Source organism: Paratractidigestivibacter faecalis, from assembly GCF_003416765.1.
Taxonomy (GTDB): domain Bacteria; phylum Actinomycetota; class Coriobacteriia; order Coriobacteriales; family Atopobiaceae; genus Paratractidigestivibacter; species Paratractidigestivibacter faecalis.
Window position 1 is genome coordinate 841,038 of record NZ_QSNG01000001.1, and the last position, 18,365, is coordinate 859,402.

Annotated in this window: 18 protein-coding genes; all 18 read right to left on the reverse strand. The window is 67.2% G+C overall.

Features of this window, described 5'->3' with window-relative positions:
- Window positions 1-102: 102 nt before the first annotated feature.
- The 18 genes from DXV50_RS03625 to DXV50_RS03710 all read right to left on the reverse strand — a co-directional run bounded on the left by DXV50_RS03625 (window position 103) and on the right by DXV50_RS03710 (window position 18,355).
- Window positions 103-1,815 (reverse strand): proline--tRNA ligase, encoded by a 1,713-nt coding sequence (locus tag DXV50_RS03625; protein ID WP_117204835.1) that lies wholly within the window; start codon window positions 1,813-1,815, stop codon window positions 103-105.
- Between the two features lie 69 nt (window positions 1,816-1,884).
- Window positions 1,885-2,973 carry a flavodoxin-dependent (E)-4-hydroxy-3-methylbut-2-enyl-diphosphate synthase gene (gene ispG, locus DXV50_RS03630; protein ID WP_117204836.1) on the reverse strand — a complete coding sequence of 363 codons (1,089 nt, stop codon included), beginning with the start codon at window positions 2,971-2,973 and terminating at the stop codon, window positions 1,885-1,887.
- Between the two features lie 16 nt (window positions 2,974-2,989).
- Window positions 2,990-4,369 (reverse strand): site-2 protease family protein, encoded by a 1,380-nt coding sequence (locus DXV50_RS03635; protein ID WP_117204837.1) that lies wholly within the window; start codon window positions 4,367-4,369, stop codon window positions 2,990-2,992.
- On the reverse strand, window positions 4,369-5,565 hold the full coding sequence (dxr, locus tag DXV50_RS03640) for a 1-deoxy-D-xylulose-5-phosphate reductoisomerase (RefSeq protein WP_117204838.1): 1,197 nt from the start codon (window positions 5,563-5,565) through the stop codon (window positions 4,369-4,371). The genes DXV50_RS03635 and dxr overlap by 1 nt, the downstream gene beginning before the upstream one ends.
- On the reverse strand, window positions 5,562-6,515 hold the full coding sequence (locus tag DXV50_RS03645; protein ID WP_117204839.1) for a phosphatidate cytidylyltransferase: 954 nt from the start codon (window positions 6,513-6,515) through the stop codon (window positions 5,562-5,564). The genes dxr and DXV50_RS03645 overlap by 4 nt, the downstream gene beginning before the upstream one ends.
- Window positions 6,512-7,297, reverse strand: coding sequence for an isoprenyl transferase (locus DXV50_RS03650; RefSeq protein ID WP_117204840.1), 786 nt, complete (start codon window positions 7,295-7,297; stop codon window positions 6,512-6,514). Before DXV50_RS03650 ends, DXV50_RS03645 begins: the two co-directional genes overlap by 4 nt.
- Entirely contained in the window at window positions 7,298-7,843 is a 546-nt protein-coding gene (frr, locus tag DXV50_RS03655) for a ribosome recycling factor (RefSeq protein ID WP_117204841.1), read from the reverse strand.
- A gap of 2 nt (window positions 7,844-7,845) precedes the next feature.
- On the reverse strand, window positions 7,846-8,571 hold the full coding sequence (pyrH, locus tag DXV50_RS03660; RefSeq protein ID WP_117204842.1) for a UMP kinase: 726 nt from the start codon (window positions 8,569-8,571) through the stop codon (window positions 7,846-7,848).
- Window positions 8,572-8,743: 172 nt separating this feature from the next.
- Window positions 8,744-9,619, reverse strand: coding sequence for a translation elongation factor Ts (gene tsf, locus DXV50_RS03665; protein ID WP_117204843.1), 876 nt, complete (start codon window positions 9,617-9,619; stop codon window positions 8,744-8,746).
- A gap of 50 nt (window positions 9,620-9,669) precedes the next feature.
- Window positions 9,670-10,413: a 30S ribosomal protein S2 gene (gene rpsB / locus DXV50_RS03670; protein WP_117204844.1), complete on the reverse strand. Its 744-nt coding sequence runs from the start codon at window positions 10,411-10,413 to the stop codon at window positions 9,670-9,672.
- A gap of 203 nt (window positions 10,414-10,616) precedes the next feature.
- A complete protein-coding gene (locus DXV50_RS03675) occupies window positions 10,617-11,543 on the reverse strand; it encodes a tyrosine recombinase XerC (protein WP_198666401.1) in 927 nt (308 codons plus the stop codon).
- Window positions 11,540-12,865, reverse strand: a complete 1,326-nt coding sequence (gene trmFO / locus DXV50_RS03680; protein ID WP_117204845.1) for a methylenetetrahydrofolate--tRNA-(uracil(54)-C(5))-methyltransferase (FADH(2)-oxidizing) TrmFO — start codon at window positions 12,863-12,865, stop codon at window positions 11,540-11,542. The genes DXV50_RS03675 and trmFO overlap by 4 nt, the downstream gene beginning before the upstream one ends.
- Window positions 12,866-12,903: 38 nt before the next feature.
- Window positions 12,904-13,797 (reverse strand): DNA-processing protein DprA, encoded by an 894-nt coding sequence (locus DXV50_RS03685; protein ID WP_117204846.1) that lies wholly within the window; start codon window positions 13,795-13,797, stop codon window positions 12,904-12,906.
- A 4-nt stretch (window positions 13,798-13,801) separates the two neighbouring features.
- Window positions 13,802-15,319 carry a YifB family Mg chelatase-like AAA ATPase gene (locus DXV50_RS03690; protein ID WP_117204847.1) on the reverse strand — a complete coding sequence of 506 codons (1,518 nt, stop codon included), beginning with the start codon at window positions 15,317-15,319 and terminating at the stop codon, window positions 13,802-13,804.
- Window position 15,320: 1 nt separating this feature from the next.
- Entirely contained in the window at window positions 15,321-15,914 is a 594-nt protein-coding gene (locus DXV50_RS03695) for a YraN family protein (RefSeq protein WP_117204848.1), read from the reverse strand.
- Window positions 15,915-16,090: 176 nt separating this feature from the next.
- The gene (locus tag DXV50_RS03700) at window positions 16,091-16,873 is read right to left on the reverse strand and encodes a ribonuclease HII (RefSeq protein ID WP_117204849.1); all 783 of its coding nucleotides are present in this window, start codon (window positions 16,871-16,873) and stop codon (window positions 16,091-16,093) included.
- A gap of 59 nt (window positions 16,874-16,932) precedes the next feature.
- Window positions 16,933-17,274, reverse strand: coding sequence for a 50S ribosomal protein L19 (gene rplS / locus DXV50_RS03705; protein ID WP_117204850.1), 342 nt, complete (start codon window positions 17,272-17,274; stop codon window positions 16,933-16,935).
- Between the two features lie 109 nt (window positions 17,275-17,383).
- Complete coding sequence (locus tag DXV50_RS03710; RefSeq protein WP_117204851.1) at window positions 17,384-18,355, reverse strand: DUF6273 domain-containing protein; 972 nt, start codon at window positions 18,353-18,355, stop codon at window positions 17,384-17,386.
- Window positions 18,356-18,365 lie beyond the last annotated feature (10 nt).

Consider the following 18,365-nt stretch of genomic DNA (forward strand, 5'->3'; position numbering starts at 1 on the left):
ATCCCTTCAAGAGGGCCCCGGGCCCATGACGGGCCCGGGGCCGATGACCTATGGCAGTCCCACTCTCCGAGTTGACAAAGGGGCCGACTCCCTTGTCAGCTTTTACGCGCGCTCGGGAACGATGCGCTCGGAGAGCCAGGAGACGAGTTCGTCCATGGGGACGTCAAACCGCTCGCCGGTGGCGCGGCACTTGACCTCGGCCTTGCCCTCCTTGACGCCGCGCTTGCCCAGGATGACCTGCCAGGGCAGGCCGATGAGGTCCGCGTCGGCGAACTTGACGCCCGGGCGCTCGGAGCGGTCGTCCAGGAGCACCTCGAGGTCGGCAGCGGAGAGCTCGTCGGTCACGCGCTGGGCCTCGGGCCACACGAGGTCGTCGCCCACGTTGAGCGGCACGACCTCGACCTCGTAGGGGGCGACGCAAACGGGCCAGCAAATGCCGTTCTCGTCGTTGTGCTGCTCCACGATGGCGGACACCATGCGAGAGACGCCGATGCCGTAGCAGCCCATGAGGAAGGGCTTCTCAACTCCGTCCTCGTCCATGAAGGTGGCGCCCATGGACTCGGAATACTTGGTGCCGAGCTGGAAGACCTGGGAGACCTCGATGCCACGGGCGTAGTGCATGGGCTTGCCGCACTTGGGGCAGAGGTCGCCCTCCTTGGCGGAGACCACGTCGACCCACTCAGGGATGGTGAAGTCGCGGCCCATCTGGGCGTGGCGGTAGTGGTAGTTGGCCAGGTTGGCGCCAACGAGCCACCACTTAGAGTCGCGCAGGGCCTCGTCGGCGCAGACGCGGATGCCCTCCGGCAGGCCCACGGGCCCGATAAAGCCCTTGACCAGGCCGGCCTCGCGGAGCTCCTCGTCGGTCATCAAGTGGTACTCGCCGAAGGCGTTCTCGGCCTTGCAGTCGTTCATCTCGTGGTCGCCGGGAACAAAGACGACGGTCGGACGGCCCTCGCCGTCGACGAGCGCCAGCGCCTTGCGCGTGGCGGACTCCTCCACGCCGAGAAGCGCGGAGAGGTCGGCGATGGTGCCCGCGTTGGGCGTGTGGACGCGCTCGAGCTCGCCGGCCTCGCCCTCGGCGACGGCGATCTTGGCTGTGGCGGCCTCGGTGTCGGCAGCAAAGCCGCAGTCGCACCAAACAAGCTCGGCCTCGCCTGCGTCGGCCAGGGCCATGAACTCGACGGAGGTGTCTCCGCCGATCTGGCCGGAGTCGGCAACGACGGGCAGGGCCTTCACGCCGCAGCGCTCTGCGATGCGGGCGTAGGCGGCCTTCTCGTCGTCATAGCACTCCTGCAGGGACTCCTGCGTGGCGGAGAAGGAATAGGCGTCCTTCATGATGAACTCGCGACCGCGCATGAGACCGAAGCGGGGGCGCCTCTCGTCGCGGAACTTGTCCTGGATCTGGTAGAGCGTGACGGGCAGCTGCTTGTAGCTGCGCAGCTCGTCGCGGACGAGGTCGGTGAAGGTCTCCTCGTGGGTGGGGCCCAGGACGAAGTCGCGCTCGTGGCGGTCCTTCAGGCGCATGAGCTCGGGGCCGTAAGCGCCCAGGCGGTGCGACTGCTCCCAGAGCTCGGCCGGGGTGACGATGGGGACCATCATCTCCTGCGCGCCGATGCCCTCCATCTCGTCCCTGATGACGTCCTCCACCTTGGAGATGACGCGCCAGGCGAGCGGAAGGTAGCTGTAGAGGCCGGCGGCGGTCTTGCGGATCATGCCGGCGCGAAGCAGCAGCTTGTGGCTGACGAGCTCGGCCTCGGCCGGGTCCTCCTTGAGCGTGGGGGCGTAGAGCCTCGACATCTTCTGGTAGCGCTTCATGTGAATGCCTTTCGGGTTGGGAACGCCCGCCGTCTGGCGACAGGCGGATTTGATTCTACGCCATGAGGGCTACGAGAACCGCGCTCGTATCTCATCGAAGAGCTCGTCGACCATGCGGTCCTCGGGCACCTTGCGGATGGGCTCTCCCTTGGCAAAGAGCATGGCCTGGCCACGACCGCTCGCCATGCCGATGTCGGCGTCGCGGGCCTCGCCGGGTCCGTTGACGGCGCAGCCCATGACGGCGACGGAGATGGGGGCGCGAACCCCCTGCAGGCGTCGCGCGACCTCCTCGGCGATGGGGATCATGTCTACCTGGCAGCGTCCGCAGGTGGGGCAGCTCACGAGCTCGGGCGTGAGCCTGCGCATGCCGAGGGCGGAGAGAAGGCCCCAGGCCACCTTGGCCTCCTCGACGGGGTCTGCCGTGAGCGAGAGCCGCATGGTGTCACCGATGCCCTGCTCGAGCAGGATGCCCACGCCGCAGGCGTTCTTGACCGTGCCCTGACGGAGCGTGCCCGCCTCGGTCACGCCGACGTGGAGGGGGACCTCGGGGAGCTCGCGCGAGAGGGCCCGATAGGTGGCAAGCGTGGTGGGAACGTCGTGGGCCTTGGCCGAGAGCACAATGTCCTCGAAGCCGCGGTCGCGGAAGTGGGCGACGAAGGACGACGCCGAGGCCACGAGCTTCTGGGGAAGCGTGAGGTCCTGGCGCTCAGCGAACTGCGCGTCGAGCGAACCCGCGTTGACGCCGATGCGGATGGGAATGCCCGCCTCGCCCGCGGCGTCGATGCAGGCGTCCACGCGGTCCCAGTCGCCAATGTTCCCGGGGTTGATGCGCATCCCCGCCGCGCCGCGACGGGCCGCCTCGACGGCGAGGCGATGGTCAAAGTGGATGTCGGCCACCACGGGGAGCGGCGAGGAGGCGCAGACCTCCTGGAAGCCATCAAGGGCGGTGGCGGTGGGGATCGCCACGCGGACGATCTCGCACCCGGCGTCGGCGAGGCGTCCTATCTGCTCGAGCGTCGAGGCGGGGTCGTCCGTCTTCGTCGTGCACATGGACTGCACGGAGACGGGAGCACCGCCACCAACCTGGACCGAACCCACGCGGACCGGTCGGGTGAGGTTGCGGGGGACCGCCGCCTGGGCATCAGAAGACTCGAACATGGTTGCACCTCGCCAATCAGAGCAGCCTCAGGATGTCGTTCCTGAGGACGAATACGAAGACAAAGAGGAAGAACGCAAGCCCCACGTAGCTGATGGCGTTCTGCACCCTGAGCGAGAGCTCGCGACGCAGCGCGAGCTGGATGAGCTCGACCAGGATCTTCCCGCCGTCAAGGGGAGGGATGGGAAGAAGGTTCATGAAGCCGAGCGACATGGATATCGCTGCGGCGATGTTGAGGAAGTCCCACACCCCGGAGCTCGCGGCCTCGGACGCCATGGCGGCGATGCCGACGACGGAGCTCGACTGGTCGAGGACCTCCATGGTGTGCTGCGGCATTATGAGCCTGGCCGCAAAGGACGCCACCTGCCCCGCGTAGCCCACCGCCGCGGCAGAGGCCTCGGCAAACGTAGGGTGATACGTCGCCACGGTGGCGTGAACACCAATCGCGTCGGTCTGCTGGCCTTCGGGAAGGTCGACCTGCAGGGGGACGTCGCGCCCGTCACGCTCGACGGTCATCGTGAAGTCCGACCCTTCGGCAAGACGCGCTCGGAGCTGCGTCACAACGTCTGCCCATGTGGGGGTCTGCTCCTCCCCCACACAGACCACGCGGTCTCCGGCCTTGATGCCGGCAGACTCGGCGATGGAACCCTCCTCTACGGCGCCAAGCACGGGCGAGGGGTCGATGGCGCTCACACCCCGGACCATGAGGACGCCAACCACCAGGAAGAAGGCCAGAAGCACGTTGACCGCGGGGCCCGCCACGAGCATGGCCACACGCTTGAGGAAGCCGCAGCCCAGGTAGGTGTGCGAGCGCTCGCGCGCAAGAAGGTCCTCTGCGGAGAGCCCGAGGTCGCAGGGCTCGCCGGCAGCCGTGGAGCCGGCGAGCGAGAAGTCGTGACCGCGATCGTACTCGGTGAGGCCGCGGCCGTCCCTGGCCAGGGTCTCGAAGGCGGCGGGCCAGGTCTTCTGGCTGGGGATCTCGCCGAGCTCGGCGTCGTAGTAGGCACGGATGGAGCCCCAGTCGGCGAGCGTGGCCATGAGGCCGTAGACGCGCTCCTCATCGCAGCCGAGCTCTGCGGCCACGTCGGCGACGGTGACGCGGCCCTCGCGCATGACGGCCGCAAGACAGGGCGCCAGCAGCTCGTCAGTCACCGGCTCCATGCCGCTGATGCGGTTGTAGCCGCCCAGGAGCAGCGGCGTCACGCCAATCTCGGTGCCGACCTTCTTGCTCTTGAAGGAGAGCCTCGCACGGCACGGGAGGCCCAGGAAGAACTCCGTCACGCGGACGCCAAAGACGCGCGCCGCAAGGTAGTGGCCTCCCTCGTGCACGAAGACCAGGACCGAGAGGAGCAGGACTCCCCAGAAGACGGCCGAGAGAAAGCCCCAGACGGCCTGCATCAAAGGGCCACCCCCAGCTGGGCGCGGGCCATCTCCCTGGCGCGCCGGTCCACCTCGAGGAGCTGCTCCACGCTCTGGACCTCCTCGTTGTCCCAGGCGTCCATGACGGCCCCCACGGACCGCTCGATGTCGAGAAACCCGCAGAGACCGCGGCGAAAGGCCTCGTTGGCGACCTCGTTTGCGGCGTTCATGGCGCACGGGAGCGTGCCGTGCTCGCGGCCCGCCCGCTTGGCCAGCGCAAGGCACCCAAAGGTCCTCTCGTCAGCCTCGTCGAAGGTGAAGTCGGGCTCGCCGCACCAGTCGACGCGACGGACGCTAGCCTCCCAGCGCTCGGGATAGCTCAGCGCGTACTGGATGGGCGCACGCATGTCGGAGCCGCCGAGTTGCGCCTTAACGACGCCGTCCACGAACTCCACCATGGAGTGGATCTTGCTCTGGCGGTGGACCAGGACGCGGATGTCATCGATGGGCACCTGGAAGAGATGGTGGGCCTCGATGACCTCAAGGCCCTTGTTCATGAGCGTTGCGGAGTCGATGGTGATCTTGGACCCCATGTGCCACGTGGGGTGCGCGAGGGCGCGCGCGGGCGTGACCTCGGCAAGCTCTTCGCGAGAAAGGCCGAAGAAGGGCCCGCCGGAGCAGGTGAGCCACAGGCGGCTCACGTCCTCGCTCCTCTCCCCCACCAGGCACTGGAAGATGGCACTGTGCTCGGAGTCGACGGGCAGCAGCTGGCCGGGGCTTGCCAGGGGGATGAGAAGGTCGCCGCCGCAGACGACGGACTCCTTGTTGGCGTAGGCAAGGGACTTGCCGGCCTTGAGGGCGGCGTAGCCCGCGTGGATGCCCACGAAGCCGACCAGGGCGTTCACCACCACGTCGACGTCGGGAAGCTCCGCGAGCTCGGTCACGGCCTCCTCGCCGAGGCCTACCTCGCAGGTGGGCGGAAGCTCGCTCATGACGGGGTCCGTGGCGCGCGACGCGTCAGCAAGGGCCACGTGGCGGGCGCCGAACTCGCGAGCCGCCTTGACCAGCGCCGCGGTGGAGACGTTGGCAGAGAGCGCCACCACGCGCACGCGGTCTGCGTGCCTGCGGCAGACGTCGAGCGTCTGGGAGCCTATGGAACCCGTGCAACCAAGAACGGCCACCCTGACAACGTGTGGCCGTTCGGTGCGCGGTGCCGTGTCTTCGAAGATCGTCAAAGGATTCCTCCAACGAGAAGCAGGAAATAGGCTGCCATGCAGCCAAAGAGCAGGGAGTCGGACCTGTCGAGAAGGCCTCCGTGGCCCGGCATCAGGTTGCCGGAGTCCTTGACGCCCACGCCCCTCTTGATGCGGGACTCAAAGAGGTCGCCCATGACTCCCGCCGTGCCAACCACAAGGCCCGTGAGAACGCAGGGCACGGGGGTCAGGCCCTCGACGCCCAGGGCGCCCATGGCCAGCCAGACCACGACGGAGGCCACCAGCCCACCGTAGAAGCCTTCCCAGCTCTTGTGGGGAGAGATGCGCGGGGCGAGCTTGTGCGCGCCTATCTTGGACCCCACAAAGTAGGCCAGCGCATCGTTTGCCCAGATGGAGAGCATGACGCCCAGGGTGAACGCAGCCCCCGTCACGCCCGGGTCAAACTTGCGGATGAGGACGATGGCGGAGAAGGCCAGGGAGGTGTAGAGCGGGCCGAAAGCCGTGACGGCGACGTCGGCGATGTTGGCCCGAGGCGTGAACACGTACCAGCAGGCGCAGGTGATGAGCAGCAGGAACGTCACGATGACCAGAGCGGCCTGGCCCTTGGCGTAGGCGGCCAGCGGATAGAGCAGCGCCGCCGCAAGTCCGATGGACTCGTTGGGCATGCGCCCGCCCATGCGGCAGATGCGGAAGAACTCGGAGCAGCAGAGCCACGCCATGCCGGCAACCAGAAGCGTCGTGGTGATGGGCCCAATGAAGAGGCACATGAGGGTCACGAGGGCGTAGATGGCGCCCGACGTGGTCCGCGTGAGGACCTTCTCGGTGACGCCGCGGGCCTTCTGGCCGGTAAGGTCACCGGAGGCGCGTCGGTCCTCCTTGGAGGCGCGCCTGCTCTCGAGCTTGTCTATCTGGCGATCAATGCCAATGCTGCGCGGCTCTTGCCTCTCGTCGCGCTCCTCGGGCTTGCTCACGAGTTGACGACACCCCCGAAGCGACGCTTGCGCCCCTGGAAGGACTTGATGGCTCGTAGGAACTCCCAGCGAGAGAAGTCAGGCCAGAGGGTGGGCGTCACGTAGAACTCTGTGTAGGCGAGCTGCCACAGGAGGTAGTTGGAGAGACGCAGCTCACCGGAGGTCCTGATGAGGAGGTCCGGGTCGGGCAGGCCGGTGGTGTAGAGCTCGGAGGCAAGGGCGTTCTCGTCGATGGCGGAGGCGTCAAGCTCGCCGTCCTGGACCCTCTGGGCAAGGACCCGTGCGGCACGGGCGAGCTCGGCGCGAGAGCCGTAGTTGACCGCGAGGGCAAAGGTCATGCCCGTGTTTGCGACGGTCTCGTCAAGGCCCTGCTGGAAGACCTTGCGGGTCTCCTCGGGAAGGGCCTCGAGGTCTCCAAAGAAGCGCAGGCGCACGTTCTCCTGGTGGAAGAGGGGCAGCTCGTGCAGGAGCGTGGTGGCAAAGAGGTGCATGAGCATGTTGACCTCCTCCTGCGGGCGCTTCCAGTTCTCGGTGGAGAAGGCGTAGACGGACAGCACGTCAAGACCAAGGCGGACGCTGGTGGTCACGGCCTCGCGCAGCGAGTCGACACCGGCGACGTGCCCGCGGGAGCGGTCGAGGCCACGGGCCTGCGCCCAGCGGCCGTTTCCGTCCATGATGATGGAGACATGGCCCGGGATGCGGGCCATGTCGATGTCTGCAAGACTGACGTCCTCGGGTGCCTGGGAGAAGTACTCCGCAAGCTTAGTCTCGTCGTAGCGCACCTAGATCTCCATGATCTCTGCGGTCTTGGTCTTCAGAAGGTCCTCGATCTGGGCGATGTAGCCATCGGTCAGCTTCTGGACGGCCTTCTTCTCGCGGGTCTGGGCGTCCTCGGGAAGCTCCTCGTCGCGCTCGATCTTGCCGTTGGCGTCACGACGGACGTTGCGGACGGCAACGCGGGCGTCCTCGGCAAGCTTGCTGCACTCCTTGGCCAGCTCGCGGCGACGCTCCTCGGTGGGGCGCGGGAAGGGCAGGCGGATGCTCACGCCGTCGTTGGACGGAGTGATGCCGAGGTCAGAGGCCTCGATGGCCTTCTCGATGGCCTTGAGGGCGGTCTTGTCCCAGGGCTCGACCACGAGCATGGAGGCCTCGGGGACCTTCACGCCGGCAAGCTGCGTGATCGGGGTGGGCTGACCGTAGTAGTCAACCTTGATGGGGTCGAGGATGTGCGGGTTGGCGCGGCCGGAGCGGACGCGGGCGAAGTTGGCCTTCAGGGCCTCGATGCACTTGTCCATGTGGGACTTGGCAAAGTCAGTGTGCTGGCTCATGTCTAGTTCTCCTCCTCGAAGACGGTCGTTCCGACGTTCTGGCCACCGACAGCGCGCTCGAAGCAGCCAGGCTCGTTGATGTCGAAGACCATGATGGGCATCTTGTTGTCACGGCAGAGGGCCGTGGCGGTGGCGTCCATGACCTTGAGGTCACGGTTGAGCACGTCGCTGTACGTGATGGTGTCGAACTTCTTGGCGTCCGGGTTCTTGCGCGGGTCGGAGTCGTAGACGCCGTCCACGTTGGTGGCCTTCATCAGAATCTCGGCGTTGATCTCGCACGCGCGAAGGGCGGCGCCGGTGTCGGTGGTGAAGTAGGGGTTGCCGGTGCCGGCAGCAAAGATGGTGATGCGGCCCTTCTCGAGGTGCCTGATGGCGCGACGGCGGATGTAGGGCTCGGCGATCTGGCGCATCTCGATGGCGCTCATGACGCGGCAGTCCATGCCGGCCTTCTCGAAGGTGTCCTGCAGGGCGAGGGCGTTGATGACGGTGGCGAGCATGCCCATGTTGTCTCCCTGGGCGCGGTCCATGCCGTTAGCCGCACCCTGGACGCCACGGTAGATGTTGCCGCCACCGACCACGACCGCGACCTCGACGCCGGCCTCGTAGACCGGGCGAATCTCCTCGGCAAGCCTCAGAGGGACGGCAGGATCTATGCCAAAGGACTGGGAGCCCATGAGGGCCTCTCCGGAGAGCTTGAGCAACACGCGCTTGTACTTGAAGTCAGACAAGCCAACCTCCACTCGCTCGAAAACTGCAACAGTTGGATGCGTTTGCATCCCTTGGATTCTAGCAGACGCGATGCCCGTGACCGCCCCCACACGGCAGGCGGTCAGCATCCACATAGAAAAGGAGCCGGCGACAAGTGCCGCCGGCTCCGAAGGTACCCGTTGGGGTGAGGGACTAGGCCTCCTCGCCGAAGCGATAGAGGACGAAGGTCTTGACCTTGATGTCATCACCGAGGGACTTGGAGACCTTCTTGGCGAGGCCGTCGATGGTGACGGAGGAGTCCTTGACGAACTCCTGCTCGCAAAGGACGAACTCCTTGAAGTACTTCTCGAGGCGACCCTGAGCCATGCGCTCCTGGATGGCCTCGGGCTTGCCGGACTCGGCGGCCTGAGCCTTGTAGATGCTCATCTCGTGCTCGACGGTGGCGGCGGGCACGTCCTCGCGGGTGGTGGCGACGGGAGCCGTGGCAGCGATGTGCATGGCGACGTCGTGGGCGAAGGTCTTGAACTCGTCGGTGGCGCCGGTCTCGGGCTTGGAGAACTCGCAGACGACGATGTCGGCGAGCTTGCCGCCGAGGTGGATGTAGCCGGTCATGGCACCGTTCTCGACGGCGACGCGCTGGAAGCGCAGGACCTTCATGTTCTCGCCGATGACGTGGATCATCTCGGTGAGGGCGGAGTCGACGGTCTCGCCGTTCATCGGGCAGGCCTTGAGGGCCTCGACGTCGGCGGGGTTCTGCTCGGCGACGACCTTGGCAAGGTCAGCGGCAAAGCCGGTGAACTTGGGGTTGGTGCCGACGAAGTCGGTCTCGCAGGAGAGCTCCAGGATGGCGCCGGTCTTGCCGTCCTCGGAGACGTAGGTGGCGATGGTGCCCTCGTTGGTGTCGCGGCCGGCGCGCTTGACGGCCTTGGCGATGCCCATGGTGCGCAGGACGTCGACGGCCTTCTCGATGTCGCCGTCAGCCTCGACGAGGGCCTTCTTGCACTCCATCATCGGGGAGTCGGTCATCTCGCGAAGCTGCTTGACGAGGGCGGCGGTAATCTGAGCCATTTTGCACTCCTCTATCTAGAACGTGGTTATACGGACAGCTCTTTTGGGAGCTACTCGGCAGCGGGAGCCTCGGCGGCAGGGGCGGCCATCTCCTCAGCGGAGATCTGCTCCTTGCCGGTGCCGGCCAGGACGGCGTCGGCGGCAAGCTCGCACATGAGGGAGACGGAACGGATGGCGTCGTCGTTGGCGGGGATGCCGTACTCGACCACGTCGGGGTCGGAGTTGGTGTCCAGGAGGGAGACGACGGGGATGTGCAGGCGGTTGGCCTCGCGGATGCCGATCTCCTCGCGCTTGGAGTCAACCACGAAGATGGCCTGCGGCAGGGAGGTCATGTCGCGGACGCCGCCGAGGTTGGTCTGGAGCTTGGTGAGCTCCTTGCCCAGCACGGCCTGCTCCTTCTTGGGCAGGGTGGCCATGCGGCCGTCCTCGACCATGGCCTCGAGCTCCTCCATGCGGTTGATGCGGGAGCGCATGGTCACGAAGTTGGTCAGCATGCCGCCGAGCCAACGCTGGTTGATGTAGGGCATGCCGCAGCGCTGGGCCTGGGTGGCGACGGGCTCCTGGGCCTGCTTCTTGGTGCCGACGAAGAGGATCTTGCCGCCCTTGGCAGCGGTCTCCTTCAGGAAGGTGTAGGCCTTGTCGGCGCCGAGCATGGTCTGCTTGAGGTCGAGGATGTAGATGCCGTTGCGCTCACCGAAGATGTAGGACTTCATCTTGGGGTTCCAGCGGCGGGTCTGGTGGCCATAGTGGCAGCCAGCGTCAAGCAGGGTCTGGATGGTAATCTTAGCAGCCATGGTAAACCTCCTGGTTTGTCCTCCGCGCGATGTCATCCCCGGAGCGCCACCCCGGACCTGGCTTAAGTCCTGGGCACCACGGCGAACGGGTCGTCACGCGTGTGTGATGTGATGCCGCGCTGGTACGCGGCACGCCATGCGTGCGCACAGCAATCAGAGATTATAGCAACAAGCAAATTGGGCTGTCGAGGGGTCTTTTGTGGTCATTTGGCGTTGCCGGAGCGCGGGTGGGCAAGGCGCGCCGCGTCCTTCAGGCCCTCCACGGAAAGGTGCGTGTAGATCTGCGTCGTTGAGAGGCTCTCGTGACCCAGAAGCTCCTGCACGCTCCTGAGATCGGCCCCACCGCCCAGAAGCTCGGTGGCAAAGGTGTGCCTCATCGCGTGGGGCGTGAGGGCCGGGTCGAGCCCGGCGGCCGCCACGTGCGCCTCGAAGGCGTCCCTCAGCGCGGCCGCGCTCATCCGCCGGCCGCGGGAAGACAGGAAGAGCGCGTCCTTCTCGCCGCCGGGACGCAGCAGGCGGGGGCGCGACGCCTCGAGGTACTCCCCCACCGCCTGGGCGGCGGAGTGGTAGAGGGGGACGACGCGCTCCTTGGAGCCCTTGCCAAAGAGCCTCACCTGCCCCTGCGCCAGGTCGACGTCGCGGACGTCAAGGGCGGAGGCCTCGGAGATTCGGGCGCCCGTGGCGTAGAGGAGCTCGAGGAGCGCCCGGTCGCGCACGCCCTTGGAGGTCCCGTCGCAGGAGTCTATGAGGCGGGCCGCGTCGGCGTCCGACATGGTCCTCGGCAGGCGCGAGGAGAGCTTTCTTCCCGGTATTGCCCCCACGCCGGAGCCCACGGCCACCCCCTCGCGCGAAAGCCAGAGGAGAAGCCCTCGGGTGCAGGACAGGCGGCGGTTGACCGTCCTCTCGGAGTAGCCCGCCCGCACGAGGTCTCCCAGGTAGGACCTCAGCCGTGCGTGGTCGAGGTCGGAGACGCAGAAGCCGTGCCCGTGAAGCCAGCGGCAGAGACAGCGGATGTCCTCGAAGTAGGCCCTCAGCGTGTTCTCCGAGAGCGTGCCCGAGCGCGTCAGATGGACGAGGTAGCTGGACGCCTCCGGGGCAAGCCCCGCCTCTTGACGGCCAACCTCCCTCACAGCGAGAAGAGCTCCGGCCGCGTGGCGAGGTAGGCGTCCAGGTCCGTGGCCGCGCGGGCCGCCAGGGCCTCTCGCTTCTGGGTCTTGGAGACCCTCCCGGCAAGCTCGATGGGGGGCACGATGCCGTAGTTGACGTGCATGGGCTGGTAGTCCTTGGTGGCCGGGTCCGTGGCGTAGGCAACCAGGGAGCCCAGCGCGCCCGTTGCGGGAAGGGCCACGTGGTCCACGCCGACGAGGTCCGCGTAGGTGTTGAGCGCGGCCAGAAGCCCGGAGGCGATGGCCTCCACGTAGCCCTCGGTGCCCGTGATCTGGCCGGCGAGGCGGGCGCGCGTCCCCGGGATGCCGAAGGTGGCGTCAAGCGCGTGGGGCGCGTCCACGAAGGAGTTGCGGTGCATGACGCCGTAGCGGAGGAACTCCGCCTTCCCAAGGCCCGGAATCAGCCGGAAGACGCGGCGCTGCTCCGGCCAGGTGAGGTTTGTCTGGAAGCCGACGAGGTTGTAGGCGGTGTGTGCGGCGTTCTCGGCCCTGAGCTGGACGGCGGCCCAGGGGCGCCTGCCGGTCCTGGGGTCGGTGAGGCCCACGGGCTTCAGCGCGCCGAAGCAGAGGGACTTGTATCCCGTGCGGGCGACCTCCTCCACGGGCTGGCAGGCGCAGAAGAGGTCGGACTGCTCGAACTCGCGGGCGATGACGCGCTCGGCGGAGAGAAGCGCCTCAAGGAAGGCGTCGTACTCTTCCTTATTCATGGGGCAGTTGAGGTAGTCTCCAGACCCGGTCTCCTCGTAGCGGGACTGTTCGAAGATCACCTCGCGGTCGAGCGAGTCCGCGTCGACGATGGGTGCGGCGGCGTCAAAGAACGACATGGAGTCCGTTCCCACGGCCGCGGAGACCGCCTGGAAGAGCGCGTCGGAGCAGAGGGGGCCGGCCGCGATGACGCAGGGTCCCTCGGGAATCTGCCGCACCTCCTCGCGGACCACCTCGATGAACGGCTCGCCCTCCACGAGGCGGGTCACCTCGGCAGAGAACTCATCGCGGTTGACGGCAAGCGCCCCTCCGGCGGGCACGCTCGTCTGCCGGGCAACGTCCAGGAGCACGCACCCCATCTTGGAGAGCTCGGTCTTGAGGAGGCCGGCGGCCGTCTCCGGCTTGGTGGACTTCAGCGAGTTGGAGCACACGAGCTCGGCAAAGCGGTCGGTGTGGTGGGCGGGCGAGGCCGAGGCCGGCCTCTGCTCGAAGAGCCGGACGCGCACGCCCCTCCTCGCAAGCTGAAGGGCGCACTCGGAGCCTGCGAGGCCCGCCCCGACGACCGTAACGAGCCCCTCCATGCGGCTCCTCCTTCCCCCGCCCGCGCGGGATAGACAGCTCAACCATTTTGCCCCAAGAGGTACTCCTTGGTCGGCGAGTATCGGCCGTCGGGCAAACGCTCCACAAGACCTCGCGCCTCGTGGTCCGTCAGGGTCCTCAGGAGGGTGAGGACGTCCTCGTTGAGGCGCGCCGCGAGCTCGTCGGGCCGAGAGGGGCATGCGACGAGGGCCGAGAGCACGGGGCCGGCGGCGGGCCTCTCCCCCTGAGAGCAGAACCGCGCGACGCCAAAGTCCATCGAGATCGCAAGCTCCAGCGACGCCTCATCCGGAATGATTCGCGCGCCCTCGGCGGCCAGCCGGTTTGTTCCCGAGGAGTTTGGCGAGAAGATCGAGCCCGGGATTGCGTAGAGCGTTCGCCCAAGCTCGAGCGCCGCGTCGGCCGTCGACATGGTGCCCGACACCTGACCGGCCTCGGTGATGACGAGGACCTTGCAGAGCGCGGCCACGACCGCGTTCCTGCGCGGGAAGGCGTACCTGCGCGGCGTCTGGCCCCAGCGCTCGAGCGAGACCACGGCGCCAGAGTCCACCGCCGCCTGGAAGACCGGCGTGGAAGACGCCGGATAGGGGACGTCGGCGCCCGTGCCCGCCACGACGATGGTCCTGCCGCCTGCGGCGGCGGCCGCCATTCCCGCGGCGTAGTCGCAGCCCATGGCCCCTCCCGAGACCACGGTGACCCCGCACTCGGCCGCCACCCTGCCGGCGAGCTCGGCCACGGCTATCCCGTAGGGCGTCGCCCGCCTGGCGCCGATGACTGCAAGGCAGGGGCCGGACAGCACCTCCCTGTCTCCGATGCCCCGCAGGACCTCCGGAGGGTTCTGGAGCTCGACGAGGCTCTGGGGATACCCCTCCCCTCCCAGTTCGAGCTCCCATCTGGGACCATTCAATCGAACCATGCCCTCACCCCATGTTCCTCGACCTGAACCCGAGGGCCTCCACCAGGTCCCCGGTGACCACCTCGTCATGCCCCTCGACGTCTGCGACCGTCCTGGCAACCCGCGCAACGCGCGCGATGGCCCTTCCTCCCAGGCAGAGCCGCCGCGCGTACGTCTCGAAGGTCTCGAGGGCCTTTGGCCCCATGTGCGCCGAAGCCACGGGGTCCCTGAGGTCGCGCTCGTCCAGGCGCGCCCGCCTCCAGTCCGCCCGCTCGCGCGCCTCCGTCACCATCAGGGCCATCTCAGCCGTGCCAAGGCCAACGCGGCCCTTTATGACCTTGTCGCTCGAGGGCCTGGCCACGTCGCAGACGACATCGATGCGGTCCATGAGGGGGCCGCCGATCTTGGCCTGATACGACTGGACGCGAGAGGGGGCGCAGGTGCATTGGTAGCCGGGATCGCCCAGGTGCCCGCAGGGACAGGGGTTTGCCGCCGCCACGAGCTGGAAGTCGCAGGGGAAGGTGTAGACGCCGTCGACGCGGACGATCCTCACCTCGCGGTCCTCCATGGGCTGTCTCAGGGACTGCAGCACGTTGTTGGCAAACTCGGGGAGCTCGTCCAGGAAGAGCACGCCCTTGTCCGCAAGGGAAATCTCGCCGGGAAGCACTGGACGGCCACCCCCGACGAGGCCACCAGCGGAGATGGAGTGGTGGGGAGCCCTGAAGGGCCTCACTCCCCGGGCTATGGCCTCGATGGGCTGTCCGGCCACGGAGTGGACGAGAAGCGCCTCGGCCCGCTCCTCCTCGGTAAGGGGCGGCAGGATTCCCGGCATCCTGCGGGCAAGCATGGTCTTGCCGGCCCCGGGAGGGCCGACCATGAGCATGCCATGACGCCCAGAGGCGGCTATGACCATGGCCCGCTTGGCCATCTCCTGGTCCACGACGTCGGCAAAGTCGAGGTCGGTCGAAGGCGTCGAGGCCAGGGGGCTCTGGCCAAACGTCCCCCGCGCGGCAAGCCCCAGGCCATCCAGGCCCTCCCTCAGCTGCGATAGGTTGGAGATGAGCCTCACCCTCTCCGCAGAGGGGCCGATGAGCTCGGTCTGGTCGGAGAGGACGGCCAGCCCGCAGAGCTTCTCGGCAAGCAGGACGTAGGCCGCCTCTCCCCTGCCAGGGCAGACCCGGCCGTCAAGCGCCAGCTCGCCAAAGAACAGCGCCTCGTCGGCAACCCTGGGGTTCACCTGCCGCGTGGCGATGAGGATTCCCACGGCTATGGGCAGGTCAAACGCCGTACCGCTCTTCCGGACGTCTCCCGGGGCAAGGTTGACCGTCACCTTGAGCCTGGGCATCTCGAAGCCCGCCGAGCTGATTGCGCAGCGCACTCGGGAGCGTGCCTCGAGTATGGAGGGGTCCCTGGTGCCGATGACGTCGATGCCGGGAATGCCGCCGGAAAGGCTCACCTCGACGGTGATGGGAAGGGCCTCCACGCCCCGGAGCGTGGCTGACATGACGCAGACGCTGACGTCCGCGGAATCGACGCCGGCCATCTCACTCGTCCCAGACGAAGGCGCCGACGAGGTGGCGGATCCTGCTTCCGCCGCCAACGACGAGGTTGATCGCTATCACGTCAAAGCGGATGTGCCTCACCTCGGAGTGAAATGCCATGTACAGAAGGGCAAGGGCGCGGTAGCCCTCCTGCTTTCGATGGTCTACGGCAAGCTCCGGAATCTCGTCCCTGCCGCCTGTGGGACGGCGCCTGGTCTTCACCTCGACGAGGACGACCTCGTCCCCGTCGAGTGCCACGATGTCCGCCTCTCGCCCTCCGCAGCGCCAGTTGGTGTCCAGTATCTCGAAGTCGTTGGACAGCAGAAACGCGGCTGCCATGACCTCGCCCTCGCGGCCCACCTCCTTGGTCGTCATGTCGGCAAGCGGGCGCCGCACGCGGACGCGCTCCGGATAGAGCCGCGCGAGCTCTTCCAGCTGCGCCTGCGTGAGGCCCAGCTCCCCCTCGTCCTCGCAGTCATCCTCGCAGGCCGCATCCTCGTCGCGCGCATGCGCCGCCTCGGTCGGGGCCCATTCCTGGTCGAGAAACGAATCCTCGTCCTCGACCGCCTCGTACGTCAGCTCGTCCAATTCCGCCATCGCTGTCTCCTTCCTCCGCCAACGGGAGGACGAGGATGGCAGACAGCACTTGCGGCTAGCTTTCCGGTCGCGTACCGCTGGCTTTCCGCACGCTTGCGGCTCAAAAATGGCCCGACGAAGTCGCAGCTAGGCGCATCCGTCGGGCCATGAGTCCAGGTATCGTCGAAAACGGGCGCTCAGAAGAGCGGCGGAGTCTCCAGAAAGTTGCCACAGAAGGAGATGCGATGAATGGGCGAGAGGCCCTTCTCCTTGATTGCGGCAATGTGCTCGGCGGAGGCGTAGCCCTTGCACTGGGCAAGGTGGTAGCCGGGGTACTCCTCGTCGTAGGCCACCATCATGGAGTCCCTCGTGACCTTTGCCACAATGGAGGCAGCCGCAATGCAGGCAATGCGGGCATCGCCCTTCACCAGGGTCTTCTCCTTGGGATGCACGTGCATGGGATTTCCGTCGATGAGCACGCAGTCGGGGTCCACCCCGGTGTCCTCGATCGCGCCCGCCATGGCCATCCTGAGGGCCTGCGCCATTCCGACGGCATCGATGGAGGCGGGCTCGACGTGGCAGATGCCGATGGCGAGGGCCACGTCGGCGATCTGTGCCGCAAGGGCCTCCCTGCGCTCGGGCGTGAGCTGCTTGGAGTCGTTGAGGCCGAGGATCTCTGGGTCGTCGGGAAGCGCCACGGCACCCACCGTGAGCGGCCCCGCAATGGAGCCGCGGCCCACCTCGTCCACGCCGACGACGATGCCCTCGCCACCCATCTCGCGCATGAGCGAGTACATGCCGTGGACGCGGTCGCGCTCAGCGGCCGCCCTCTCGATGCGCTTGCGCGCGGCGGCTATTGCATGCTGGACCTGCTTTCTGGGGTCCTCGGCGTACCTCTCCATGAGGACGAGCGCCTCGTCCTCGGGGGCGTCCGAAAGCGCCGCGGCGATTTCCCTCGCGCTCGTAGGCCTGGTTGCCATTTCTTCCTCCAAAGAAAAAGCCGCCCCGAAGGGCGGCTCTTGCCAAACCGTGTGCTCGCTTAGCGCTTCTCGCGGATGCGGGCGGCCTTGCCGACGCGCTCGCGAATGTAGTAGAGCTTAGCGCGGTGCACGTCACCGTGACGGATGACCTCGAGCTTGGCGATCTTCGGGCTGTGAAGCGGGAAGGTGCGCTCGACGCCGACGCCGAAGCTGATCTTGCGGACGGTGAAGGTCTCGCGGGCGCCAGCGCCGCTCATGCGGATGACGTCGCCCTGGAAGACCTGCTCACGCGTGCGGTCACCCTCGGTAATGCGGTAGTGAACCTTGACGTTGTCGCCAACCTTGACCGCGGGGATGTCCTCGCGAATCTGCTGACGCTCGATGGCGCGAATGTAGTCCATGCTCTTTCCCATCTCTAGAGGTGCCGACGCCCAATGCGAACGGCACATAGGTTTACACACAAGGAGGTAGTATACGTGAACTCGCGCCGCGGTACAAGAAGAACACAACTCACAGGCAGAACCCCAGGACGACGCCAGAGGCGCTGCTCGCAAGACCCACCGATGAGGGAAAGCCCGTGGCGGTGACCTGGAAGAAGCTCCCGGAGTCCCCGCGCCCCATGAAGACGTAGGGATAGGGCGTCCGGTACCACCAGGGCCACGCCTGCCCACGGTACGTGAGGGCAAGCGTGGCGGAGAGGCCGGTCGAGCCCGTGACGCCACGTGAGGCAAAGTAGGCGTACTGGCTGCCCTCGGCGTCGACGAGGGCGTCGTAGGAGGACATCGTGGGGCCATACTCGTCCGCAAACCAGGTGACGGGCCCGCAGGCCTCTACCGCCGAGAAGCACCAAAGCTCGTCGGTGGTAACGGTCACCGCGGCGGCGTCCTCGGTCACGCCTACGTTGTTGGTGGCCTTGCCGACGGCAACCAGCCTCGAGGAGAGCTCCGCGGGAAGCAGGGTCTTGCCCTCGGAGGCCGCCCAAGACCTGAGGGCACTCTTCTCCCAGCCGCCCTCCGTGGAGTCCGTGGCGCACATGGGCTGGTCGGCCACAACGGAGAGCATGTAGGTGAGTCCAGCCGGGGTGCCGTCCGCCCTGACGTCATGCCTCACGCCGACGAGCTGCGCATGGGCAAGCGTGCCGTCCGAGAGGGGGACCTCGATGTCTGCCGAGACCGGAACGCCGTCTTGGTCAACAAGGCCGTACTCGCGGGCGATGGCCAGGCCCGACGCGTCATCCGGCGCGGCCGAGACCAGGGCGGAGACCTGCGAGAGCTCCTCCCAGGAGTAGTCGCCTGCGGCCTTGACCTCAAGCGCGGGAGAGGCGGGGGTGACCGGCTCCTGCGAGCTGGAGACAGAGCCGGGAAGGCTCACCACGCCCGAGGCAACGAGCACCGCGCAGACCGCCGCTGCAAAGAAGACGATGGCCAAGACCAGCCCAAGGGTGCCCGCGCCCTTCTGCCCGCGCCTGCCGTGTGCTGCCATGAGGCCTCCT

What these genes read in the sequence shown, in the direction of transcription:
- DXV50_RS03625 (WP_117204835.1), bottom strand. Translation starts at nt 1,815, where the DNA reads ATGAAGCGCTACCAGAAGATGTCGAGGCTCTACGCCCCCACGCTCAAG.
- ispG (WP_117204836.1), bottom strand. Translation starts at nt 2,973, where the DNA reads ATGTTCGAGTCTTCTGATGCCCAGGCGGCGGTCCCCCGCAACCTCACC.
- DXV50_RS03635 (WP_117204837.1), bottom strand. Translation starts at nt 4,369, where the DNA reads ATGCAGGCCGTCTGGGGCTTTCTCTCGGCCGTCTTCTGGGGAGTCCTG.
- frr (WP_117204841.1), bottom strand. Translation starts at nt 7,843, where the DNA reads ATGAGCCAGCACACTGACTTTGCCAAGTCCCACATGGACAAGTGCATC.
- tsf (WP_117204843.1), bottom strand. Translation starts at nt 9,619, where the DNA reads ATGGCTCAGATTACCGCCGCCCTCGTCAAGCAGCTTCGCGAGATGACC.
- rpsB (WP_117204844.1), bottom strand. Translation starts at nt 10,413, where the DNA reads ATGGCTGCTAAGATTACCATCCAGACCCTGCTTGACGCTGGCTGCCAC.
- trmFO (WP_117204845.1), bottom strand. Translation starts at nt 12,865, where the DNA reads ATGGAGGGGCTCGTTACGGTCGTCGGGGCGGGCCTCGCAGGCTCCGAG.
- DXV50_RS03685 (WP_117204846.1), bottom strand. Translation starts at nt 13,797, where the DNA reads ATGGTTCGATTGAATGGTCCCAGATGGGAGCTCGAACTGGGAGGGGAG.
- DXV50_RS03690 (WP_117204847.1), bottom strand. Translation starts at nt 15,319, where the DNA reads ATGGCCGGCGTCGATTCCGCGGACGTCAGCGTCTGCGTCATGTCAGCC.
- DXV50_RS03695 (WP_117204848.1), bottom strand. Translation starts at nt 15,914, where the DNA reads ATGGCGGAATTGGACGAGCTGACGTACGAGGCGGTCGAGGACGAGGAT.
- DXV50_RS03700 (WP_117204849.1), bottom strand. Translation starts at nt 16,873, where the DNA reads ATGGCAACCAGGCCTACGAGCGCGAGGGAAATCGCCGCGGCGCTTTCG.
- rplS (WP_117204850.1), bottom strand. Translation starts at nt 17,274, where the DNA reads ATGGACTACATTCGCGCCATCGAGCGTCAGCAGATTCGCGAGGACATC.
- DXV50_RS03710 (WP_117204851.1), bottom strand. Translation starts at nt 18,355, where the DNA reads ATGGCAGCACACGGCAGGCGCGGGCAGAAGGGCGCGGGCACCCTTGGG.